Source organism: Rodentibacter genomosp. 1, from assembly GCF_001999285.1.
GTDB lineage: Bacteria > Pseudomonadota > Gammaproteobacteria > Enterobacterales > Pasteurellaceae > Rodentibacter.
In genome coordinates this window covers 116106-139784 of record NZ_MLHN01000003.1, presented here as the reverse complement: position 1 = coordinate 139784, position 23679 = coordinate 116106, and the positions used below count along the sequence as shown (strand labels likewise).

General features: G+C 40.1%; 18 protein-coding genes. 12 read left to right on the top strand and 6 right to left on the bottom strand.

All coding sequences use genetic code 11. From position 1 onward, the window contains the following. The first annotated feature begins 42 nt into the window (after positions 1–42). From nrdR to yfbR, 4 genes are read left to right on the top strand one after another with little or no spacing between them, the layout of a single operon-like run. A complete protein-coding gene (gene nrdR, locus BKK54_RS02075; protein ID WP_077541051.1) occupies positions 43–492 on the top strand; it encodes a transcriptional regulator NrdR in 450 nt (149 codons plus the stop codon). A 2-nt stretch (positions 493–494) separates the two neighbouring features. Continuing rightward, on the top strand, positions 495–1616 hold the full coding sequence (gene ribD, locus BKK54_RS02070) for a bifunctional diaminohydroxyphosphoribosylaminopyrimidine deaminase/5-amino-6-(5-phosphoribosylamino)uracil reductase RibD (protein ID WP_077541049.1): 1122 nt from the start codon (positions 495–497) through the stop codon (positions 1614–1616). Beyond that, the gene (gene degS / locus BKK54_RS02065; protein WP_077541047.1) at positions 1617–2639 is read left to right on the top strand and encodes an outer membrane-stress sensor serine endopeptidase DegS; all 1023 of its coding nucleotides are present in this window, start codon (positions 1617–1619) and stop codon (positions 2637–2639) included. Between the two features lie 7 nt (positions 2640–2646). Beyond that, positions 2647–3240 (top strand): 5'-deoxynucleotidase, encoded by a 594-nt coding sequence (gene yfbR / locus BKK54_RS02060; protein WP_077541045.1) that lies wholly within the window; start codon positions 2647–2649, stop codon positions 3238–3240. A 168-nt stretch (positions 3241–3408) separates the two neighbouring features. Here yfbR and dnaJ read toward each other — a convergent pair whose 3' ends face one another. The 3 genes from dnaJ to dnaK are packed head-to-tail and all read right to left on the bottom strand — an operon-like array spanning position 3409 to position 7232. After that, positions 3409–4560, bottom strand: coding sequence for a molecular chaperone DnaJ (gene dnaJ, locus BKK54_RS02055; RefSeq protein WP_077541043.1), 1152 nt, complete (start codon positions 4558–4560; stop codon positions 3409–3411). A 5-nt stretch (positions 4561–4565) separates the two neighbouring features. Beyond that, on the bottom strand, positions 4566–5282 hold the full coding sequence (locus tag BKK54_RS02050) for a hypothetical protein (protein WP_077541041.1): 717 nt from the start codon (positions 5280–5282) through the stop codon (positions 4566–4568). Between the two features lie 54 nt (positions 5283–5336). Further along, positions 5337–7232, bottom strand: a complete 1896-nt coding sequence (gene dnaK, locus BKK54_RS02045) for a molecular chaperone DnaK (protein ID WP_077541039.1) — start codon at positions 7230–7232, stop codon at positions 5337–5339. A 267-nt stretch (positions 7233–7499) separates the two neighbouring features. Between dnaK and BKK54_RS02035 the strand changes: the two genes are divergently transcribed. Next, the gene (locus tag BKK54_RS02035) at positions 7500–8969 is read left to right on the top strand and encodes a YdgA family protein (RefSeq protein ID WP_077541035.1); all 1470 of its coding nucleotides are present in this window, start codon (positions 7500–7502) and stop codon (positions 8967–8969) included. Between the two features lie 95 nt (positions 8970–9064). Here BKK54_RS02035 and mgsA read toward each other — a convergent pair whose 3' ends face one another. Then, entirely contained in the window at positions 9065–9523 is a 459-nt protein-coding gene (gene mgsA / locus BKK54_RS02030; RefSeq protein WP_077541034.1) for a methylglyoxal synthase, read from the bottom strand. A gap of 311 nt (positions 9524–9834) precedes the next feature. Here mgsA and aceE point away from each other — a divergent pair, with 311 nt between their 5' ends. From aceE to BKK54_RS01995, 7 genes are all read left to right on the top strand, one after another. Next, positions 9835–12492, top strand: a complete 2658-nt coding sequence (aceE, locus tag BKK54_RS02025; protein ID WP_077541032.1) for a pyruvate dehydrogenase (acetyl-transferring), homodimeric type — start codon at positions 9835–9837, stop codon at positions 12490–12492. Positions 12493–12555: 63 nt separating this feature from the next. Then, complete coding sequence (gene aceF / locus BKK54_RS02020) at positions 12556–14472, top strand: pyruvate dehydrogenase complex dihydrolipoyllysine-residue acetyltransferase (protein ID WP_077541030.1); 1917 nt, start codon at positions 12556–12558, stop codon at positions 14470–14472. A gap of 93 nt (positions 14473–14565) precedes the next feature. Further along, complete coding sequence (gene lpdA, locus BKK54_RS02015) at positions 14566–15990, top strand: dihydrolipoyl dehydrogenase (RefSeq protein WP_077541028.1); 1425 nt, start codon at positions 14566–14568, stop codon at positions 15988–15990. A gap of 163 nt (positions 15991–16153) precedes the next feature. Continuing rightward, the gene (locus BKK54_RS02010) at positions 16154–16702 is read left to right on the top strand and encodes an NlpC/P60 family protein (protein ID WP_077541205.1); all 549 of its coding nucleotides are present in this window, start codon (positions 16154–16156) and stop codon (positions 16700–16702) included. 335 nt (positions 16703–17037) lie between these two features. Beyond that, positions 17038–17580: an adenine phosphoribosyltransferase gene (gene apt / locus BKK54_RS02005; protein WP_077541026.1), complete on the top strand. Its 543-nt coding sequence runs from the start codon at positions 17038–17040 to the stop codon at positions 17578–17580. A 10-nt stretch (positions 17581–17590) separates the two neighbouring features. Further along, entirely contained in the window at positions 17591–19660 is a 2070-nt protein-coding gene (gene dnaX / locus BKK54_RS02000) for a DNA polymerase III subunit gamma/tau (protein WP_077541024.1), read from the top strand. Positions 19661–19960: 300 nt separating this feature from the next. Then, entirely contained in the window at positions 19961–21481 is a 1521-nt protein-coding gene (locus BKK54_RS01995; RefSeq protein WP_077541022.1) for a catalase, read from the top strand. Between the two features lie 50 nt (positions 21482–21531). Here BKK54_RS01995 and BKK54_RS01990 read toward each other — a convergent pair whose 3' ends face one another. Then, positions 21532–22185, bottom strand: a complete 654-nt coding sequence (locus BKK54_RS01990; RefSeq protein ID WP_077541020.1) for a hypothetical protein — start codon at positions 22183–22185, stop codon at positions 21532–21534. Between the two features lie 57 nt (positions 22186–22242). Continuing rightward, on the bottom strand, positions 22243–23496 hold the full coding sequence (gene proA / locus BKK54_RS01985) for a glutamate-5-semialdehyde dehydrogenase (RefSeq protein WP_077541018.1): 1254 nt from the start codon (positions 23494–23496) through the stop codon (positions 22243–22245). Positions 23497–23679 lie beyond the last annotated feature (183 nt).

Genomic DNA, 23679 nt, shown 5'->3' with positions numbered 1-23679 from the left:
TTTTTTTGCTAAGATAAGCGCCCATTTTCACGAGGATTCCCTATGCGTTGCCCATTTTGTTCCACTGAAGAAACGAAGGTTATTGATAGCCGTTTAGTCTCCGATGGTTATCAAGTTCGCCGCCGCCGTGAGTGTGGCAGCTGTCACGAACGCTTTACTACCTTTGAAACGGCAGAATTGATCGTACCTAAAATTATTAAAACTGATGGATCTCGAGAGCCTTTTAATGAAGAGAAACTTCGTAGCGGCATTCAACATGCGCTAGAAAAACGTCCGGTGAGTTCGGATGATGTGGAAAAAGCCATTAGCCATATTATTTTGCAATTGCGTGCTACCGGTGAGCGTGAAGTGCCGAGCCAATTAGTCGGGAAATTAGCGATGAGCTCACTAAAAGAGTTGGATAAAGTCGCTTATATTCGTTTTGCTTCGGTATATTTAAGTTTTGATAATATCAACCAATTTACGAAAGAAATTGAAAGCTTGAAGGATTAATTATGTCTCATCAGTTTACCGAGCAAGATCATCAATTTATGCAACGTGCATTAGCCTTAGCCTCGAAAGGAATTTATACCGCAGCACCTAATCCTGCCGTAGGGTGTGTTTTGGTTAAGAACGGTGAAATTGTGGGGGAAGGTTTTCATTTTAAAGCCGGGCAACCTCATGCGGAGCGGATGGCATTGGCACAAGCGGGTGAAAAGGCAAAAGGGGCGACTGCTTATGTCACCTTAGAACCTTGTTCTCACTATGGGCGTACGCCGCCCTGTGCATTAGGTTTGATTGATGCGGGGGTCGCCAAAGTTATTGCGGCAATGCAAGATCCAAATCCACAGGTAGCGGGGAAAGGATTGCGCTTATTGGCTGAGGCCGGTATTGAAAGTGCGGTCAATTTGTTTGAAGATTCCGCAGAAAAGCTCAATAAAGGTTTTTTAAAGAGAATGCGTCAAGGTGTTCCCTTCATCCAATTAAAACTGGCAATGAGCCTTGATGGAAGAACTGCAATGGCAAGCGGTGAGAGTAAATGGATTACAGGCGGGGAATCCCGTTCTGATGTGCAAAAAATGCGGGCTAAATCATCCGCACTTTTATCGACCTCTGAAACAGTTTTAGCCGATGATCCGAGTTTAAATGTGCGTTGGGAAGATTTTACCGATGATCTCAAAGCAGATTATCCCAAAGAAACAGTACGTCAGCCTGTTAGGGTTATTTTAGATTCTCAACATCGTATTCAACCGACACATCGATTATTTCAGACTGAATCACCGGTCTGGTTGGTTTCTAGTCAGGAAAGAGATCTTTCTACTTTTCCCTCTTTTTGTGAACAAATTGTTTTGCCTAAAGAAAACTTATTACAGGCGCTAATGCTTGAATTAGGTAAACGCCAAATTAATCTTCTTTGGGTAGAAGCTGGGGCAAATTTAGCCGGTAGTTTGATCGAGCAGAAGCTAGTAGATGAATTAATTATTTATATGGCACCGAAATTATTAGGCGATCAAGCACGTGGTTTATGTCAGTTACCTCATTTAGAATGGTTATCTGATGCTCCGGTATGGCAGCTTAACGAATTTCAACAAATTGGCGAGGATATAAAGCTCATTTACACGCCAAAAGGATCTTAAATGTTCAAAAAACTTTTTCATTCCGCCCTGTGGGGGCTTGCCGCAGCAGGTGTTATTCTCTTTGCCGTTCCCAGATTAAATTCAAGTCGTATTTTTACTTCGGACGATATTGTGTCCTTCAAAAACGCTGTGCGTATTGCTTCCCCGGCAGTGGTGAATGTCTATAACCGATCTTTTTCTTCCGCTAGCATTAATGATAGTGATCAATTACAAGTCAACAATTTGGGATCAGGTGTGATCATGAGTAAAGATGGCTATATTCTTACCAATAAACACGTGATTCAAAATGCTGATCAAATTGTCGTAGCATTACAAAATGGCAATATTTATGAAGCAAGTCTTATAGGTTCGGATAATTTAACGGATCTTGCCGTGTTAAAAATTCGTGCCGATAATCTTGCTACGATCCCACAAAATTCAACGCGCCAAGTTCATGTCGGAGATGTCGCTCTCGCAATCGGTAATCCTTATAATCTTGGACAAAGTGTTTCCCAAGGCATCATTAGTGCGGTAGGGCGTAGTGCTGTGGGGGATTCCCTTGGCAGACAAAATTTTATTCAAACAGATGCGTCGATTAACCGAGGAAATTCTGGCGGGGCTTTGATCAATTCTGCCGGTGAATTGGTGGGAATTAGTACATTGAGTATAGGCAAAACCTCAAATGAAATCGCAGAAGGACTGAATTTTGCTATTCCAATGGATATCGCCAATGATGTACTTTATAAAATTATTCGTGATGGGCGAGTGATTCGCGGTTATTTTGGCGTACAAAGTGAGATTAGTGCCAGTACAGAGCAAGGAATTTTAATCACCGGGGTGAGTGCCAATAGCCCCGCAGCCAAAGCAGGTATTCAAGTGGGCGATGTGATTTTAAAGCTTAATAATCAAGAGGCAATTTCAACCACTGAAATGATGCAAATTATCTCTAATACTCCGCCGAATACGACAGTGACGGTGACGGTGATGCGTTTAGGGAAAGTGTTTGATTTACCTTTGGTCGTGGAAGAATTACCTTCTAATTAGAGGTTATATGGAAATTAAAACCAGTCACTTTTTTGCTTGTCTGGATCGCCTACGTTTGATTCAACGTTGGTCGCTAATGCGTAATATTGAAAAAGAAAATCTTGCAGAACATAGTCTGCAAGTCGCATTTGTCGCACAAGCACTGGCAATTATCAAAAATAAATTTTTTGGTGGTAAGATGAATTCTGAAAGAATTGCTGTGATGGCAATGTATCACGATACGTCAGAAATTTTTACCGGTGATTTACCCACCCCTATAAAATATTTCAACCCTGAAATTACCCAAGCCTATAAACAAATTGAGAGTGCGGCAGAGCTACATTTAATCAGCCTTTTACCGCAAGAACTGCAAGGTGATTTTGCGCCCTATTTAGACAGTGAAACTTTTTCTGATGAGGAAAAACATTTGGTTAAACAGGCGGATTTAATTTGTGCTTATATTAAAGCACAATTTGAACTAGACAATGGCAATCAAGAATTTAAAGCCGCAAAAACAAGATTAGAAACCCTAATGCAACAATGGCATACCCAAGAAATGGATTACTTCTTACAAGTCTTTATGCCAAGTTTTGGACGATCTTTGGATGAGATTGCGTTGTAGACTCAACGAAATGTAGGGGTAATACCGCCTCCATATGCATAGACAAAGCCATATTTGTATCGTGGTGTAATTCTGTTTAAATCATCAAGTGTGGTCAAAAATCACCGCACTTTTTATCGCAGCCAAAATGAAAAAGCCCGCAAAGTGCGGGCTTTTTTAGTCAAGTTTTTATTTATCGGATTTACCCAGATTATCAAAGAATTTTTTCACACCATCTAAAAAACCGGAAGATTTCGGGCTGTGCTTGCTTAATTCTTTGCCCTGAAAACTTTCCTCAAGTTCTTTCAATAATTCTTTTTGTTTAGTGTTTAAATTCACCGGTGTTTCGACCACAATACGGCAGATTAAATCGCCTGCATAGCCACTACGATTAGACATTACACCTTTGCCGCGCATACGGAATAATTTTCCTGTTTGGGTTTCGGCAGGAATCTTGAGTTTTACTCGACCGTCTAAGGTTGGGACTTCAATTTCACCACCCAATGCTGCGGTAGCAAAGCTAATCGGTACTTCACAATAAAGATTATTGCCGTCCCGTTCAAAAATATGGTGATCTTTTACGTGAATCACAACATATAAATCACCCGCCGGTGCACCGTTTTCGCCTGCGGCACCTTTACCTGCCAATCGAAGTTGGTTGCCGGTATCCACCCCTGCCGGAATTTTAACGGAAAGGCTTTCTTTTTTATGAACCCGACCATCTCCGTGGCAAGCGTGGCAAGGTTTTTCAATTTTCTTGCCGGAGCCGTGACAAGTCGGACAAATACTTTCAGATACAAAGAAACCTTGTTGGCGGCGAACACGTCCTGCTCCGTGACAGGTTGGACAGGTTTCAACTTTTGAGCCTTTTTCTGCGCCACTGCCATCACAGTTATCGCAATGGGCAAGTGTGTTGATTTGAATGTCTTTGGTGGTGCCTTTTACCGCTTCTTCTAAGCTGATTTCAAGGTCATAGCGTAGATCTTCACCACGTACGACACGTTGACGACTACGGCTACCGCCACCAAAAATATCGCCAAAAATATCGCCGAACATATCACCGAAATCAGCTCCGCCGAACCCATTACCGAATCCACCGCCACCAAAACCACCTTGCTCAAAGGCTGCGTGACCATATTGATCGTAGGCAGCACGTTTTTCTTTATCACTGAGGATTTCATAGGCTTGTTGAATTTCTTTAAATTTTTCTTCTTTCTCCTTATCGCCCTGAGTACGGTCGGGGTGATATTTCATCGCAAGCTTTTTATAAGCTCGTTTAATTTCTTTTTCATCCGCACCTTTTGAGATGCCGAGAAGTTCGTAGTAGTCTTGTTTTGCCATAAATTTTACTGATTATTAGTTTTTAATTGCTTTTTAGCATTATTAAGAATATTTTCTGTTTCCATTCTTTTTTCAAAAAACTTTTTATAAATCTTCAGGCTATCTATTATTTCCAGTCTAGTCCTTTGCTCAATTTCCTCAAAAGCTCGATCATCATAGTATTTCCATACGGATATGGCGTGTTCAGAACGTTTGGCTTTTGGTAAATATTTTTGATAAAGTTGAGATTTAGTTTTCGGATAAAAGAAATAGTTGTGTTTTTTGGAAGTAAATTGACCTGCGACAATGCAACTTAAATCTAATTGTCTAGTGCCAAATATCAAATAAAATAAATTTTCAGGGGTATCTAATTTATATTGAAGCATTTTCGTATATAACACTGGAAGATCACTATGCGATATTCCAATAATACCACAACACATAGGAACACAATTATTAGATTTATGAATACCTTTCCACAAACTTATAAAAACTTTATAGATTTCTTTAATAATATTCTCTTCAGAACCTAATTTCCATTCCCAAAAACTAAGAATTTGGCACTCTGGCCTATTTTTCATGGGGTAATATATTTGAAAGCACCCACCAATTACTTTATGGGTTGGAGATGTTGGTGAAAATGACATTCCTCCAGGATTAGGGTTATCCCTATCATTTTCAGGAACATAATATTCTAAATCTAAAAATAAAATTTTAGTTTTATGTGGTAAGAATTTTATCATTTGGGACTCTTAAGAAAGGGTGTAATTTACACCCTTCATTTTTTAAGAAACTAATTATTTATTATCTTTCACTTCTTCAAACTCAGCATCAACAACGTCATCATTCGGTTTGTTGTTGCTTTGAGCTTGTTCGCCTTGTGGTTGGGCGGTTTGAGCAAGTTTCTGTGCGGCTTCTGCAAGGGCTTGGATTTTCGCTTCAATTGCTGCTTTATCTTCACCTTTTGCCGCGGTTTCTAGGTCGCTTAATGCGCTTTCAATTGCACCTCGATCTGCTGCTGGCACTTTGTCACCCGCTTCTTCTAATTGTTTGCGGGTGCTGTGTACAAGGTGATCCGCTTGGTTACGGGCTTGTACCAATTCTTCAAATTTGCGATCAGATTCCGCATTGGCTTCCGCATCACGCACCATTTGTTGAATTTCTTCATCACTTAAACCGGAAGAAGCTTTAATGGTGATTTGTTGCTCTTTACCTGTACCTTTATCTTTCGCAGAAACGTGGATAATACCGTCAGCATCAATATCAAAGGTTACTTCAATTTGTGGCATACCACGTGGAGCTGGGTTAATGCCTTCAAGGTTGAATTGACCTAAAGATTTATTTGCTGACGCTTGTTTACGTTCACCTTGTAACACGTGGATAGTTACCGCACTTTGGTTATCTTCTGCTGTTGAGAAAACTTGAGATTTCTTAGTCGGAATCGTAGTGTTTTTCTCAATGAGGGTAGTCATCACACCACCCATGGTTTCGATACCAAGTGATAATGGGGTAACGTCTAACAATAATACGTCTTTCACATCACCGGCTAACACACCGCCTTGTACGGCTGCACCGATTGCCACCGCTTCATCCGGGTTGACATCTTTACGTGGTGCTTTGCCAAAGAATTTTTCAACCTCTTGTTGTACAAGTGGCATACGGGTTTGACCACCGACTAAGATCACATCGTCAATTTCAGAAGCATTTAAACCGGCATCTTTTAATGCAGTACGAACCGGCTCAAGAGATTTCGCTACTAAATCTTCAACTAAAGATTCTAATTTTGCACGGGTTAATTTAATGTTTAAGTGTTTTGGCCCCGTTGCATCTGCAGTGATGTAAGGAAGGTTTACATCGGTTTGTTGTGAAGAAGAAAGCTCAATTTTGGCTTTTTCTGCTGCTTCTTTTAAACGTTGCATAGCAAGTGGGTCGTTGCGTAAATCTACGCCTTGTTCTTTTTTAAACTCATCTACTAAGTAGTTGATCACACGGGTATCAAAGTCTTCACCCCCTAAGTGGGTATCACCATTGGTTGCCAATACTTCAAAGGTTTTTTCACCGCCAACTTCATCAATTTCAATAATAGATAAATCGAAGGTACCGCCCCCTAAGTCATATACCGCGATCGTTTTGTTGCCTTGACCTTTATCTAAGCCATAAGCTAATGCTGCCGCAGTTGGTTCGTTGATGATACGTTTAACTTCTAAACCAGCGATACGACCGGCATCTTTGGTGGCTTGACGTTGTGCATCGTTAAAGTATGCCGGAACGGTGATCACGGCTTCTGTCACTGATTCACCTAAGAAATCTTCCGCCGTTTTCTTCATTTTTTTCAATACTTCAGCAGAGATTTGTGGTGGTGCCAGTTTATCACCTTTCACATTTACCCATGCATCGCCGTTGTCTGCACGAGTGATTTCAAATGGCATAATATCAATATCGCGTTTTACTTCTTCATCTTCAAAACGACGACCGATTAAACGTTTGATCGCAAATAATGTATTTTTCGGGTTGGTCACCGCTTGACGTTTTGCCGGTTGACCGACCAATGTTTCGTTGTCATTTGTGTAAGCAATAATTGATGGCGTGGTACGATCGCCTTCTGCGTTTTCAATCACGCGAGGTTTGTCACCATCCATTACAGCAACACAAGAGTTGGTTGTTCCTAAGTCAATACCAATAATTTTTCCCATTTTGTTCTCCTAATTAAATTTTTAAATTTAGTGTCATTTGTTACGAGTTGTAAGATGTGGATACTTCTTCGCATTTCAAGAGAAAATTAAAAAATTTTTTATTTTTCTCAATAAAAGTGCGGTTGTTTCCGTTCTTGTTTTGCAAGATAAGAGCAAACTATCAAACTTCAAGGGGGAAGCATGTTTTTTTATAAACAAGTGGATAAAAAAGAAAAGTAAGGTAGAATTGGCGAAGTTTTTTATGTTTTATAATCAAAAGGATAACTGATGAAAAAATCAAAAATTGCGATGAGTGTTGTGGCAGTTCTTGCACTTGCCTGGGTGGGGGGAACATGGTTTACCGGTCAAAAAGCAGAGGTGGCGTATCAACGTCAAATTGATCAGGCAAATCAAAGGTTTCAAACTTTGGAGCTGTCGGATACGTTCAAGGTTGAATTTAAAAATAAGCAATTTGAACGTGGTTTTTTTAGTTCTCAAATCGAAGATGAGGCTGTGATTACGTTACCACAGGACGAAAAACAATGGATAATTCCTTTTTCCACGACACTTTATCATGGACCGCTGCCTCTTAATCAATTGGTTAAATTTAATTTGATGCCGACAATGTTTTCTTTAGAAGGCACGATGGGTAAAAATGAGACGACACAACCATTGTTTGATGTGATTAAATCAGATAAGCTTATTCAGTATCAATCCTCAACAAATTATGATTTAACAACAAAAGGCGCACTGAAGGTATTAGCCGGAGAGTTTGTAGGGCCTAAATCAGACAAAAATAAATTGATTTGGTCAGATGTGGTCATTGGCTTTGAGGTCAATAAAGATCTTTCGGGTATGTATGATACTTCAATTGATAATGTGGTATTTGAGACAAAAAATCCTAGCGATGAAAATAATCTTGAATCAGCAAAACTTCAGTGGAAAGGTATTAAGTCTAGTACGACTTTTGCACCAACGAAGTGGGCATACCTCTATACGGGAAAAGGAACATCCTCTATTGAAAGTGTCGAAATGACGAATCTGGCTCAAAATGGAACGGCAATATCTTTTATGGAAAAAGGTGTAAGAGGAACATCAGAGGTGACTTTAGATAACGATTTTTTAAGTCTTAAAGGCACAAATAATATAGATTCTTTCATCATTGATAGTAAAAACTTAGGTAAAGTAGCCTACAATTTTGAACTCAATCATCTTGAAGCCAATGCGATTAATGCGTTGTTTGAATCTCTCATTAAAGTATTAAAAGAGGGAAGTATCGGCAATATCTCAATGCTAAACCAAATTGTTGAAACATGGGGTAAGCAATATGGAATGGCGATTTTCAATCATCAACCTCAGCTGAAATTTAATCCTATTTCAGTTTCCGATGACCAAGGAAAGGTGGCATTAGAGCTGAATGTAGCCTTAGCCAAAGAGCCTAAATTTGATTTTATGCGCAGTCATTTATATCAACAATTTACGGATTTTTCTATTGATATTCAGGTAGATAAAGCAACGGCTGAGAATCTTATGATGAAGTTTGTTTCAGAAGAAGATAAAGCAAGTACTAAGGCTAAAATTGAGGAAATGGCAGCTGAAGTGGCGAGCAAGGGCATTGCCGTAAATAATGAAAAATCTGTGGTGATGAAACTGGTACTGGAAAATGGGGAGTTGAAATTAAATGGTCAACCTGTGCCTGAAGAACAAGTTCAAGGTGTGATCTTTATGTTGTTAATGGGCGCAGCGATGCAGCGTTAAGTTTCTTCGGGGTTACATTGATGGTGTTGATTAAAGGAGATAAAGGTGATTTATCTCCTTTTCGTATTTTAAAGTGCGGTTAATTTTACCTGATTTTATCCTAAACGTTCTTTTAGATAATCTTCGTAATCCGGAATTTCAATATCCATGCTTTGTTTAAAAAGAGGTGAAGTGAGTAAAAAATCAGCCGAGGCTTGATTGATTGCAACAGGAATATTCCAGACGGTTGCAATACGCATTAGGGCTTTCACATCAGGATCATGAGGCGCAGCATTCATGGGATCCCAAAAAAAGATCATTATATCCATTTTCTTTTCTGCAATAAGCCCGCCTAGCTGTTGATCGCCGCCCATTGGCCCGCTTAATAAAGGTTGAATGGTTAAACCTGTTTCCCGTGCGAGCAAGTGTCCTGTTGTGCCTGTTGCATAAAGTTGATGTGAGCCGAGAGCAATTTGATGTTTTTTGGCCCATTTTATGAGGCTTTGTTTGCAACTATCATGTGCCACTAAAGCAATACGTTTATGTGGTGAGAGCGAGCGAAGTGTTGATTTCATCGTGATTTCCTTATGTTAAGAGATGAGAAAACTTTAAATTAAAGACAAGGGCTATGCAAGGTTTTGAGCATTGCTTTCATTACTTCGTTAAAACTTTTCAGAAAAGAACCGCACTTCTATGATATCGCGTAATGTTTTGCGGATAAAAGCGTCAGTTTGGTGAAAATTTACTATCTTTATTTAAAAAAATCTTCTAAAATTTACAAGATTTGTTAAATGTTTGTAAATCGAAACAGGCATTTTGATATTCGTGTTTGACTTTAATAAGTAGTCGAACTAATTTTCACTTGATTAACAGATAAGGAAAACCTATGTCTGAGATTTTAAAAAATGACGTTGATCCAATCGAGACGCAAGATTGGTTACAATCATTAGATTCTTTGATTCGTGAAGAAGGCATTGAGCGTGCGCAATACATCATTGAGCAAGTAATCGGTCAAGCGCGTACTAGCGGAGTTTCGTTGCCAACAGGCGTGACTACGGATTATGTGAATACTATTCCGGTATCTGAGCAACCGGCTTATCCGGGTAATCGCGAAATTGAACGTCGTATTCGTTCAGCGGTGCGTTGGAATGCGATTGCGATGGTTTTACGTAGCCAGAAGAAAGATCTCGACTTAGGTGGTCATATTTCTACCTTCCAATCTGCGGCAACCATGTACGAAGTATGCTACAACCACTTCTTTAAAGCCGCAACTGAGAAAAACGGTGGTGATTTAATTTTCTTCCAAGGTCACGCTGCACCGGGGATGTATGCCCGTGCTTTTTTAGAAGGTCGTCTAACGGAAGAACAAATGGATAATTTCCGTCAAGAAGCCTTTGTTGATGGATTATCTTCATATCCACACCCGAAATTAATGCCTGAATTCTGGCAATTCTCAACTGTGTCAATGGGGTTGGGCCCGGTTAATGCAATTTATCAAGCCCGTTTCTTAAAATACTTAGATAACCGTGGTTTAAAAGATACGAAAAGCCAAAAAGTCTATGCCTTCCTCGGTGATGGTGAAATGGACGAAATTGAGTCTAAAGGTGCATTAACCTTTGCTGCACGTGAAGGCTTGGATAACCTCATTTTCACCGTAAGCTGTAATTTACAACGCTTAGATGGTCCGGTAAATGGTAACGGTAAAATCGTTCAGGAATTAGAGGGACTATTTACCGGTGCCGGTTGGGAAGTGATTAAAGTATTATGGGGCGGTAACTGGGATAAATTATTTGAGAAAGATACTTCCGGTAAATTAACCCAGTTAATGATGGAAGTGGTCGATGGCGATTATTTAACTTTCAAATCCAAAGATGGTGCTTATGTCCGTGAACATTTCTTTGGTCGTTATCCGGAAACAGCTGCATTAGTCGCCGATATGACAGATGATGAAATTTGGGCGTTACGTCGTGGTGCACATGATTCTGAAAAACTGTATGCCGCTTACGCTAAAGCTCAAAATGCAACAAAACCGGTTGTGATTTTAGCGCAGCAAGTGAAAGGTTATAAAATTCCTGAAGCGGAAAGTAAAAATACTGCTCACCAATCGAAAAAAATGTCTTACGAAAGCCTTAAGGGGTTCCGTGATTATTTCCAACTACCATTAACTGACGAGCAAGTTGAAAATCTTGAATACATTAAATTCCCTGAAGGATCTGAAGAATATAATTACTTGCATGGTCAGCGTAAAGCACTAGATGGTTATGTGCCGGCACGTAAATCGAAATTTGATGTGGAATATCAAGTTCCGGCATTAGATGAATTTAACGCTTTATTGGATGCTCAACCTCGTGGTATTTCGACCACTATGGCATTTTCACGTGTATTAAATACCTTATTAAAAGACAAAAATATTGGTAAAACAATTGTGCCGATCATTGCAGATGAAGCGCGTACTTTCGGTATGGAAGGCTTGTTCCGTCAAATTGGTATTTACAATCCACATGGTCAAAATTATGTGCCTTCAGATCGTGATTTAGTGGCGTACTATCGTGAAGCGAAAGATGGCCAAGTATTACAAGAAGGGATCAATGAATTGGGTGCGACAGCATCTTGGTTAGCCGCAGCGAACTCATACTCGGTGAATAATCAACCAATGATTCCATTCTTCATCTATTACTCAATGTTTGGTTTCCAACGTGTGGGTGACATGATGTGGCTAGCGGGCGACCAATTGGCTCGTGGTTTTATGATTGGAGGGACATCAGGTCGTACAACCTTAAACGGAGAAGGTTTACAACACGAAGACGGCCATAGCCACATTCAAGCGGGTGTGATTCCTAACTGTGTGACTTACGATCCATCATTTGCCTTTGAAGTTGCTGTAATCATTCAAGATGGTATTCAACGCATGTACGGTGAAAAACAAGAAGATGTGTTCTACTACATCACCACATTGAATGAAATAACAGAGCAACCGGCAATGCCTGAAGGTGCGGAAGAGGGTATCCGCAAAGGTTTATATAAATTTGAAACGGTAGAAGGTAAAGGTAAAGGCCACGTTCAATTGTTAGGCTCCGGTGCGATTATGCGTCACGTTCGTGAAGCTGCACAAATCCTTGCCAATGATTATGGTGTCACTTCGGATGTCTTCTCGGCACCATCATTTAATGAATTGGCACGTGATGGCCATGATGTTGCACGTTGGAACTTGTTACACCCAACTTCAGAACAACGAATCCCTTATGTTGCACAAGTACTTGCAGATTTACCAACTGTGGCGTCAACGGATTACATTAAAGGTTATGCAGATCAAATCCGTGCCTTTGTGCCAACGAAACATTATCACGTATTAGGTACGGATGGTTTTGGTCGTTCTGACAGCCGTGCAAACTTACGTGAACATTTTGAAGTCGATGAGCGTTATATCGTTGTTGCTGCCCTTTCTCAATTGGCTAAAGAGGGGACTGTAACAAATCAAGTTGTTGCGGATGCTATTGCAAAATTCGGTTTGAATGTTGAGCGTATCAATCCGCTCTATGCGTAATTGATGGAAAACTGCGGTCAAAAATTTTTATAAATTTGACCGCACTTTATAAAGGAACAAAATATGTCAAAACAAATTCAAATTCCTGATATTGGTAGCGATGAAGTTACTGTAACGGAAGTCATGGTAAAAGTCGGTGATACTATTGCGGTAGATCAAAGTATTATTAATGTAGAAGGTGATAAGGCTTCAATGGAAGTACCGGCACCGGAAGCAGGCGTGGTAAAAGAAGTTTTGGTGAAAGTCGGCGATAAAGTCACTACCGGTACACCAATGTTGATATTGGATTCTGCAGAAACAGCGGCTCCGGTATCAGCAGCGCCTGTACAAGAAGTGAAACCGGTTGATGCACCTGTGGTAGCAAGCGTAATAGAAGTCAATGTGCCTGATATTGGTTCTGATGAAGTCAATGTCACTGAAATTATGGTGAAAGTCGGTGATTCCGTTGAAGTGGATCAATCTATCATTAACGTAGAAGGTGACAAAGCATCTATGGAAGTGCCTGCACCAATTGCTGGTGTGGTAAAAGAAATTTTAATCAATGTGGGTGATAAAGTTTCTACAGGTAAATTGATTATGAAATTTGAAGTGGCAGGCTCAGCTCCGGCTGTTTCTGCACCGGTTCAAGAGTCAGCTCCTGCGACAGTTGCACTGGCAACATCTGCAGTTAAAGATGTAAATGTACCGGATATCGGTGGCGATGAAGTCAATGTCACTGAAATTATGGTTGCAGTAGGTGATACCGTTTCGGAAGAGCAATCTTTAATTACGGTTGAAGGTGACAAGGCTTCAATGGAAGTTCCGGCACCATTTGCGGGTGTCGTAAAAGAAATTTTAGTGAAATCAGGTGATAAAGTTTCTACCGGTTCATTAATTATGCGCTTTGAAGTGGCGGGGGCTACACCGGTTCAAGCTACAGCACCTGTATCGCAAGTTGCACCTACCGCACAAACAACAGCGGCTCCGTCTCAATCCTCCACAACAGAAAGCGGCAATGTATCAGGTTTAAGCCAAGAGCAAGTAGTAGCAAGTGCAAGTTATGCGCATGCAACCCCTGTTATTCGCCGTTTAGCCCGTGAATTTGGTGTAAATTTAGACAAAGTAAAAGGTACGGGACGTAAAGGACGTATTGTTAAAGAAGATATTCAAGCTTATGTTAAGACTGCGGTTAAAGCTTATGAAAGTGGAACAACAGCGTCTTCAGCCGCTGGAAACGGTGTGGCAAATGGCGCGGGTCTTGGTTTATTACCATGGCCGAAAGTAGATTTCAGCAAATTTGGTGAAATTGAAGAAGTAGAATTAAGCCGTATTAATAAAATTTCCGGGGCAAACTTACATCGTAACTGGGTGATGATTCCACATGTAACTCATTTCGATAAAGCGGATATCACCGATTTAGAAGCGTTCCGTAAAGAACAAAATGTGTTGGCTGAAAAACAAAAATTAGGTGTGAAAATTACCCCTGTTGTATTCATCATGAAAGCTGTGGCAAAAGCGTTGGAAGCTTATCCACGTTTTAACAGTTCAATTACTGAAGATGCACAACGCCTGATCTTGAAAAAATATATCAACATCGGTGTGGCGGTGGATACACCAAACGGTTTAGTGGTACCGGTGTTCAAAAATGTGAACAAAAAAGGGATTATTGAGCTTTCCCGTGAATTAATGGAAGTGTCGAAAAAAGCACGTGAAGGTAAATTAACCGCCTCTGATATGCAGGGTGGTTGTTTCACTATTTCAAGCCTCGGTGGTATCGGTACAACGCACTTTGCACCAATTGTAAATGCACCTGAAGTCGCGATTTTAGGAGTTTCCAAATCCTCTATGGAACCGGTATGGAATGGTAAAGAATTTGCACCTCGTTTAATTCTTCCAATGTCATTGTCTTTCGATCACCGTGTGATTGATGGCGCTGACGGCGCTCGTTTTATTAGCTATATTGGTGCTGTATTAGCGGATTTACGTCGTTTAATTATGTAATAAGTAACGCCTCTCGTGATTGAGGGGCGTTTTTTAAATGTTCCTGATTGCTCAAAGAGCGGTCAATAATTTCAACGTTTTTACGAGGTAAAAATGAGTAAAGAAATTAAAACCCAAGTTGTTGTACTTGGTGCCGGTCCGGCTGGTTATTCCGCTGCGTTTCGTTGCGCAGATCTTGGCTTAGAAACAGTGCTTGTTGAACGTTATTCTACGCTGGGTGGTGTATGTTTGAATGTAGGTTGTATTCCATCCAAAGCCTTATTGCACGTTGCTAAAGTGATTGAAGAAGCAAAACATGCGGAGAAAAATGGGGTTTATTTTAGTGAACCTAAAATTGATTTAGACCAAGTTCGTGCGGGTAAAGATGCTGTAGTAGCAAAATTAACCGGTGGTTTAGCGGGTATGGCGAAACAGCGTAAAGTCACCGTCGTTGAAGGTTTAGCGACATTTGCTGATCCAAATACTTTAGTTGCCCGTGATCGCGATGGTAACCCAACCACGATCAAATTCGACAATGCGATCATTGCGGCAGGTTCTCGACCAATCGAATTACCTTTCATTCCACATGAAGATCCACGTATTTGGAATTCAACCGATGCACTTAAATTAAAAGAAGTACCTAAAAAATTACTTATCATGGGCGGCGGTATTATCGGTTTAGAAATGGGAACGGTTTATCACGCATTAGGCTCAGAGATTGAAGTGGTTGAAATGTTTGATCAAGTTATCCCTGCTGCGGATAAAGATGTCGTTGCCATTTATACCAAACAAATTGAGAAAAAATTTAAGCTCATGCTTGAAACTAAAGTTACAGCTGTTGAAGCGAAAGATGATGGTATTTATGTTTCAATGGAAGGTAAAGCCTGCAACGATACGAAACGTTATGATGCCGTATTGGTTGCTATCGGTCGTGTACCAAATGGTAAATTGATTGATGCAGGTAAGGCCGGTGTTGAAGTTGATGAACGTGGTTTCATTCATGTAGATAAACAAATGCGTACTAATGTACCGCATATCTTTGCGATCGGTGATATTGTCGGTCAGCCAATGCTTGCTCATAAAGGTGTTCACGAAGGTCATGTTGCGGCAGAAGTTATTGCGGGACAAAAACATTATTTCGATCCAAAAGTGATTCCATCAATTGCTTATACCGAACCAGAGGTCGCATGGGTTGGTAAAACAGAAAAAGAATGTAAGCAAGAGGGGTTGAATTACGAAGTCGCGAAATTCCCATGGGCAGCGTCCGGTCGTGCTATTGCCTCTGAATGTTCAGAAGGGATGACAAAACTTATCTTTGATAAAGATACTCATCGTCTCTTGGGTGGTGCTATTGTTGGCTCCAATGGTGGGGAGTTACTTGGTGAAATTGGTTTAGCGATTGAAATGGGATGTGATGCAGAAGATATTGCATTAACCATTCACGCCCACCCAACTTTACACGAATCTGTCGGTTTGGCAGCTGAAGTATTTGAGGGATCTATTACCGATCTACCAAATGCAAAAGCGAAGAAAAAATAATTAACTATTATGCTAAAAAGGCAATCTTTATGGATTGCCTTTTTTGTGAAATATCTCACAAAAATGCATAAAAATGCAATTTTAACTGGCTATTTACTTTTATATTTGATAGCCTTCCGCAAATTTTATTTTTATGTCTTTTAGTTATTTCAAATTTTTTACTATGTTAAAGCGATTTTTAACCATTTTGGGGATTGTCATCCTTGCTACAGCCTGTTCAAGTCGTGTTCATCATACCAATAGCAAAATTTCAGAAAGTGATGATGCTCAGTTGACGGGATTAATCAGCCATTTAGAAAAGGCAAATCGTGGTGCTCATCAGACATTAAAAACAAATCGTCCTCGATCCGGTTTAATTAGTGATAAAGCACTTGCCGGTGTCTATAATGAATGGGTTGGGACTCGTTATAGAATGGGCGGGACGAGTAAGCGGGGTATTGATTGTTCTGCATTTATGCAAACCGCATTTTGGTCTGCTTATGGTATTGAATTACCTCGTTCTACGGCAGAGCAACGTTATCTAGGACGCAAAATCAGTAAACATGAATTACAGAAAGGTGATCTTGTTTTCTTCCGTCATAATAATCATGTTGGTGTGTATATTGGCAATAACCGGTTTATGCATGCGAGTACGAGCAAAGGTGTTACTATTAGCTCTTTAGATGAAAGTTATTGGGCGAGAACCTACACCCAGTCTCGCCGAATCATGTAAAGTGCGGTCATTTTTACAAAAGAATTCAGTAATGTAGTAAATATACAGATAGAAAAATTTATAGACGCCATATTGGCATTAGGATTTTAACATATTGAAATTATTTATTTTTTATTAAAGTTCATTCGTTTCTAGCGGATAAGTGAAAATTAAATTTGCACAACGAGCACATAATGCTGAAATAATTTAAGCTGAATTGGAGAGTCTCCATTTCAGCTTTTTTATGCGAATTTACCTTTTAATGTTATGTCAGTAATTTTCCATTTTCTCTTATGTTTTATGATAGAATGACAGCCCAAAAATATTGATTTCCTCTCATTTTATTGAGTTTATTTATGAATACAAAACTTGAACTTATCAAATCTTCTATCAAATCCATTCCTAATTATCCGAAAGAGGGTATTATTTTCCGCGATATTACGGCACTATTAGAAGTCCCAGACGCTTTTAAAGCGAGCATTGATTTAATTGTTGATCAGTATCGTGACAAAAAAATCACTAAAGTGCTTGGCACAGAATCTCGCGGTTTTATTTTTGGTGCGCCGGTTGCTCTTGCATTAGGTTTGCCTTTTGAATTGGTACGCAAGCCAAAAAAACTCCCACGTGAAACGATTTCCCAATCCTACCAATTGGAATACGGTCAAGATACCTTAGAAATTCATGTTGATGCTATTTCGGAGCAGGATAATGTCTTAATTATTGATGATCTACTCGCCACTGGGGGAACGGTTGAAGCAACGGTCAAATTGGTTGAACGCCTAGGCGGAAAAGTTAATCATGCCGCATTTGTGATTAATTTACCGGAGCTTGGCGGTGAGAAACGTTTGAATGATTTAGGTGTAAATTGTTATACCTTAGTTAATTTTGAAGGTCACTAATACATAATTTATGAGCTATCAAGTCTTAGCACGAAAGTGGCGTCCTCAAACCTTTGAAGATGTGGTAGGACAAGGTCATATTCTCACCGCACTTTCTAACGGCTTAAAAGAACAGAGACTCCATCACGCTTATCTATTTTCCGGTACACGAGGCGTGGGAAAAACCTCCATTGCACGCCTTTTTGCCAAAGGATTAAATTGTATTAAAAATGGTATTACAGACCACCCTTGTGGCGAATGTGAAAACTGTAAAGCCATTGAACAAGGCACGTTTATTGATTTGATTGAGATTGACGCAGCTTCTCGAACTAAAGTTGAAGATACGCGTGAACTGTTGGATAACGTGCAATACAAACCTGTAGTTGGACGCTTTAAAGTGTATTTGATTGATGAAGTGCATATGTTGTCACGACATTCTTTCAATGCCTTACTGAAAACTTTAGAAGAGCCGCCTGAATATGTAAAATTTTTGCTTGCTACAACGGACCCACAAAAGCTTCCTGTCACGATTTTATCGCGTTGTATGCAATTTCATCTCAAGGCGTTAGATGAAACGCAAATTTCACAACATCTTGCCCATATTTTAAGTCAAGAAAACATTCCTTTTGAGCCACTGGCTTTAGACAAGTTAGCAAAGGCAGCACAAGGGAGTATTCGTGACAGTCTCAGCCTTACGGATCAAGCTATTGCGATGGGGGATCGCCATATAACGGTAAACCTAGTTAACACCATGTTAGGACTATTGGACGATACCCAAGCAATTGACATTATTTATGCCCTACACCAAGGCAATGGCGAAGCTTTAATGAAAACAATTCAAGCGGTTGCTGAAAAGGCCGGCGATTGGGATAGCTTGTTAGCAGAAGTGGCTGAAAAGCTACATCAAATTGCATTAATGCAGCTTCTTCCACAACATTTAACTAATGAAAGTGAGCATCTTTCTTTCCTTGCAAAACATATCTCTCCGGAAGATGTACAGTTTTTCTATCAAGTGATCATCTCAGGTAGAAAAGAATTGAATGTGGCACCAAATTATCGTGTCGGTGCTGAAATGACATTATTAAGGGCATTAGCATTTCACCCAAAGTTCCTTACGGCAGCACCCAAGATTCAGTCATCTGAATATCAAGCTCCTTCTCTTGAAAAAAGTGTGGTTGAAAATCACACTAAAGATATTGATGTACCGGTGCTGTCGCAAAATATTAAAGCAACTTACGGTGCAGAAAACCAGCCTATTTCTGCTTCCTCAAATCAGCCACTTAATCTTGCAAGCCTCGCTGCTTTAGATGCGTTAAAGCAACTGAATCAAATTGAAGAGGGGGAACGCCAAGCTCATCAAAAAGAAATGAATAATGCCGTGAGTGAAACCATGCATCGCATACAATCACTTGATGAGCAAAAAATAGAAAGAAAAATGACCGCACTTCCGGTACTTGAGATGACTCCGCCAAATAAAACGGCTGCTAATCTTTCAGTTTCTAGTGTGCCAAAAAATATTCAAACTATGGAAAATACCGTAGAGAATAATACGGAGCGAGAACAGGAAGAGCAAGAACTGGTTGATGCGGAAACCTACCGCTGGGAATGGCGAAATCCAGAGTTGGCAAAGGAAACGGAGGCTATTCGACCATCTGATATTAGACAAGCCATCTTGAAAGATATAACTCCGGAATTGCGCTTGCGTATTGTTAATATTACACAGAAACAGGATGAATGGACGGATATTGTCGAGCGTTCCGGGGTAACAGGGTTTTCAAAAGAATTAGCGTTAAATTGTTTCTTACTGAATAAAACTGAAGATCGCATTCAGCTTGGTCTTCATTCGGAAAAAGCCCACTTACGCCAAGATCGTAATATAGATGTATTAGCCGAATCACTCAGTCGGCTTTATGGCGCTCAGATAAAGGTTGATATTCAATTTGATGATCGTCGTATCGCTACACCAATGGAACATCGTAAACAAGTGTATCAAGAGCTCTGTGAACAAGCCCGTGATGAACTTCAACAAGATAAAAAATTACTTCTTTTACAAAAAGAGTTTGATGCAACGCTCGATGTTGAGAGTATTCGACCGGTATAAAATTTGATTTTATTCATCATTTCTTTAATTGAGACCGTTTTCCAATAGTTGAATAAATCATATTGATTGTTGAAAAAGTGGCTTGTTTTAATGAAGTGCATGCCCATGTATTAAAGAAAAAACATTTACAAAAATGACCGCACTTTAACTTTATGGCTCACTTAGAACAAGTATCGCTTTTTTACAAAGAAAATCTGTTAAATTGGTTTTTTTGATTAATTTGATAGATTTTAATCGTTAAAACCTTTCTATATAATGCGCAAGAAGTTTACATTCACTAAAGATAAAGAGGAGCATCCTATGACTTCAAAATGTCCATTTTCTCATTCCACATCTTTGACAATGGGAAATGGCGCACCTGTCGCCGACAACCAAAATAGTTTAACAGCAGGTCCACGTGGCCCATTACTTGCACAAGACTTATGGTTAAATGAAAAATTAGCAGATTTTGTACGTGAAGTGATTCCTGAGCGTCGTATGCACGCAAAAGGTTCAGGTGCATTCGGTACCTTTACCGTTACTCACGACATTACCAAATATACCCGTGCTAAGATTTTTAGCGAAGTGGGTAAAAAAACTGAGATGTTTGCACGTTTTACTACCGTAGCGGGTGAACGTGGTGCGGCAGATGCAGAACGTGATATTCGTGGTTTTGCATTAAAATTCTATACTGAAGAAGGTAACTGGGATATGGTGGGTAACAACACACCGGTATTCTTCTTACGTGATCCTCGTAAATTCCCGGATCTTAACAAAGCAGTAAAACGCGATCCTCGCACTAATATGCGTTCAGCAACCAACAACTGGGATTTCTGGACATTATTACCTGAAGCCTTACACCAAGTGACTATCGTAATGAGTGAGCGTGGTATTCCGGCAAGTTATCGTCATATGCACGGTTATGGTTCACATACTTACAGCTTCTGGAACGAAGCAGGCGAACGTTTCTGGGTGAAATTCCATTTCCACACTCAACAAGGCATTAAGAATTTAACTGATGCAGAATCTGCAGCGATTATCGCAAACGATCGTGAAAGTCACCAACGTGATTTATACGAAGCGATTGAACGTGGCGATTTTCCGAAATGGAAAATGTTTATCCAAGTTATGCCGGAAGCGGATGCAGAAAAAGTTCCTTACCATCCGTTTGATTTAACTAAAGTATGGCCGAAAAAAGACTACCCATTAATTGAAGTGGGTGAGTTCGAACTTAACCGTAATCCTGAAAACTTCTTTGCTGATGTTGAGCAATCTGCATTTGCACCAAGCAACCTAGTACCGGGAATCGGTGCAAGTCCGGATAGAATGTTGCAAGCACGTTTATTCAACTATGCTGACGCACAACGTTACCGTTTAGGTGTGAACTTCCGTCAAATTCCGGTAAACCGTCCTCGTTGCCCTGTTCACAGTAACCAACGTGATGGTCAAGGTCGTGTAGATGGTAACTATGGTGGCTTACCGCATTATGAGCCAAATAGCTTCAATCAATGGCAACAACAACCTGATTTCGCTGAGCCACCACTTCGCATTAACGGTGATGCTGCATTTTGGGATTATCGTCAAGATGATAATGACTACTTCAGTCAACCGCGTGCATTGTTTAACTTAATGAACGCAGACCAAAAACAAGCATTGTTTAACAACACTGCTGGAGCAATGGGCGATGCGCCTGACTTCATCAAATATCGTCATATCCGTAACTGTCACTGGTGTGATCCTGCATATGGTGAAGGTGTAGCGAAAGCATTAGGTTTAACGGTAGAAGATGCGTTAAAAGCACGTGATACTGACCCTGCTTTAGGCCAAGGCGGTTTACTATAATTCGCTAAAAAGCAAAAGGTTGATGTCAAAATGACATCAACCTTTTTTGTTTATTGTGCCGATAGCATTGGATAGGCGTTGATAAAATCCGGTAAGCGATAAGCTTTACTAAAAATTAAGGTATAAGTATTACGATCATTATTGACGGCGATGGTGTCAGGAATTGATTCATCTAAACCAAATCGCCAAGGTTGATTGCCTATACGTGTAATCAAATATTCATTACTCACCTCAAAAGGTCCTTCATAGGGTTTTCCAGCTATTGCTACGGTTTTATATTCAATGGGTAAACTCACGGAACCATAAACAGTTTTCCAAAAGAAATAAAGCGAGGCAGTTGGGTTTAAGATAGAGCGGTTTGTTCCTTCTTTCTGTGTTAATTCAATCACTTTACCATCACTCAATTCCAAGCGATGTTGTCCCGGTTCTAACATGAGTTTTTGCGTTTGATGAGCGGCAAGGGTGATTTCTTTTTCATCTAATTTAAATGTCACGGCAGTGTCTGTTGGATTATCAGCATAAACAATATTTTTATCGTACCATGCAACAAGATCTTCCGCTTCAAACGGAAAATATTTTGCCACGAGCGAAACCACAAAATTTCGTTTGCCATCGTCAGCATTGTTATCGGTTGCAGAAGGTTGTACAGCGGCAATGCCGATTAAGGCAGCAATGATAATGAGTAATGAAAGTAATTTTTTCATAAAATTCTCCTAAAAATAACCGCACTTTATTGATGAAAAGTGCGGTAGAAATAATCGTTATTTTCTTGTGGTGTAGTTTCCTTCACATACCCATTTGTAAGTGGTAAGGGCTTCTAATCCCATAGGGCCACGAGCATGAAGTTTTTGGGTGCTGACGGCGACCTCTGCGCCTAAGCCAAATTGTCCGCCATCGGTGAAACGTGTGCTTGCGTTCACATAAACCGCTGCCGCATCCACTTGGTTCACAAATTGGTGTGCCAGAGTTTGAGAGGCGGTTAAAATGCTTTCGGAATGTTGCGTGCCATATTCACGAATATGGGCAATTGCAGCCTGAATGTCCTTCACGATCACGACATTTAAATCAAGAGAACCCCATTCTTCACGTAATTGTTGATCAGTCACTTCATCCACGCTTGCTCCGGCTTGTTTTAATATCTCAAGTGCGGTTGATTTTGCGTGATATTTTACCTTTTTCGCTGAAAGTTGCGCCACGAGTTTAGGTAAGAATTCAGTAGCAATAGACTCTTGAACAAGTAGGGTTTCTAGGGTATTACAGGTGCTTGGACGCTGAGTTTTCGCATTGTCGATAACTAAAACGGCTTGATTTTGATCCGCACTTTCTTCCACAAAGGTATGGCAAACACCGACACCGCCTATAATCACGGGAATCGTAGAATGTTGTTTACAAAGTTCGTGTAAGCCCGCACCACCACGAGGAATAATCATATCTACATAGCGATCCAGTTTTAATAATTGCATCACGAGATCACGATTAGGATCGGTAATGGCTTGTACCGCAAATTTTGGTAATCCTGCTTGCTCAAGGGCATTTTGCACTACGTTCACCAAAATATGATTAGAAAATTGGGTTTCTTTTCCCCCTCGTAAAATGACTGCATTGCCCGTTTTTAAACAAAGACTTGCCACATCAATGGTGACATTCGGGCGTGCTTCATAAATGGTACCAATCACCCCAATGGGTGTGCGGACACGTTCGATTTTAAGACCGCTATCTAGTGTTCCTCCATCAATAATTTTACCCACCGGATCGGCAAGTGAAACCACATGACGTACGTCATTGGCAATACCTTGTAAACGCTCGGGGGTGAGTAAAAGGCGATCAATCAATGCATCTGATAGCCCGTTTTGTTTTGCCAGTTCAATATCCTTTGCATTCTCTTCTAAAATGCTCGCCGATTGTTGTTCTAACTGTTCGGCAATAATATTTAAAGCACGGTTTTTTTCCGATGTACTCAGCTGTGCCAATATAAAAGCTGCCTCTTTGGCTTGTTTGCCCATTTGTTCTAACATAGTCTGTCTCTCTAGCAATAAAAAATAATGATGCGTAGCTTATCTGAAAAATAAAGAAGGTCAAATAGTTAAGCTAAAAGATTTAGCTTGTGGCATTCGGCGTGTTGATATCGCCTTAATTATTAAATAAAGTGCGGTTAAAATTAGCGTGTTTTTATATCCGATTATCTAAAAAGTGAAGAT

Coding starts and splice junctions, on each gene's coding strand:
- ribD (WP_077541049.1), top strand. CDS start 495: ATGTCTCATCAGTTTACCGAGCAAGATCATCAATTTATGCAACGTGCA.
- BKK54_RS02050 (WP_077541041.1), bottom strand. CDS start 5,282: ATGATAAAATTCTTACCACATAAAACTAAAATTTTATTTTTAGATTTA.
- dnaJ (WP_077541043.1), bottom strand. CDS start 4,560: ATGGCAAAACAAGACTACTACGAACTTCTCGGCATCTCAAAAGGTGCG.
- lpdA (WP_077541028.1), top strand. CDS start 14,566: ATGAGTAAAGAAATTAAAACCCAAGTTGTTGTACTTGGTGCCGGTCCG.
- aceE (WP_077541032.1), top strand. CDS start 9,835: ATGTCTGAGATTTTAAAAAATGACGTTGATCCAATCGAGACGCAAGAT.
- proA (WP_077541018.1), bottom strand. CDS start 23,496: ATGTTAGAACAAATGGGCAAACAAGCCAAAGAGGCAGCTTTTATATTG.
- dnaX (WP_077541024.1), top strand. CDS start 17,591: ATGAGCTATCAAGTCTTAGCACGAAAGTGGCGTCCTCAAACCTTTGAA.
- BKK54_RS01990 (WP_077541020.1), bottom strand. CDS start 22,185: ATGAAAAAATTACTTTCATTACTCATTATCATTGCTGCCTTAATCGGC.
- yfbR (WP_077541045.1), top strand. CDS start 2,647: ATGGAAATTAAAACCAGTCACTTTTTTGCTTGTCTGGATCGCCTACGT.
- degS (WP_077541047.1), top strand. CDS start 1,617: ATGTTCAAAAAACTTTTTCATTCCGCCCTGTGGGGGCTTGCCGCAGCA.
- nrdR (WP_077541051.1), top strand. CDS start 43: ATGCGTTGCCCATTTTGTTCCACTGAAGAAACGAAGGTTATTGATAGC.
- dnaK (WP_077541039.1), bottom strand. CDS start 7,232: ATGGGAAAAATTATTGGTATTGACTTAGGAACAACCAACTCTTGTGTT.
- aceF (WP_077541030.1), top strand. CDS start 12,556: ATGTCAAAACAAATTCAAATTCCTGATATTGGTAGCGATGAAGTTACT.
- BKK54_RS02010 (WP_077541205.1), top strand. CDS start 16,154: ATGTTAAAGCGATTTTTAACCATTTTGGGGATTGTCATCCTTGCTACA.
- mgsA (WP_077541034.1), bottom strand. CDS start 9,523: ATGAAATCAACACTTCGCTCGCTCTCACCACATAAACGTATTGCTTTA.
- BKK54_RS01995 (WP_077541022.1), top strand. CDS start 19,961: ATGACTTCAAAATGTCCATTTTCTCATTCCACATCTTTGACAATGGGA.
- apt (WP_077541026.1), top strand. CDS start 17,038: ATGAATACAAAACTTGAACTTATCAAATCTTCTATCAAATCCATTCCT.
- BKK54_RS02035 (WP_077541035.1), top strand. CDS start 7,500: ATGAAAAAATCAAAAATTGCGATGAGTGTTGTGGCAGTTCTTGCACTT.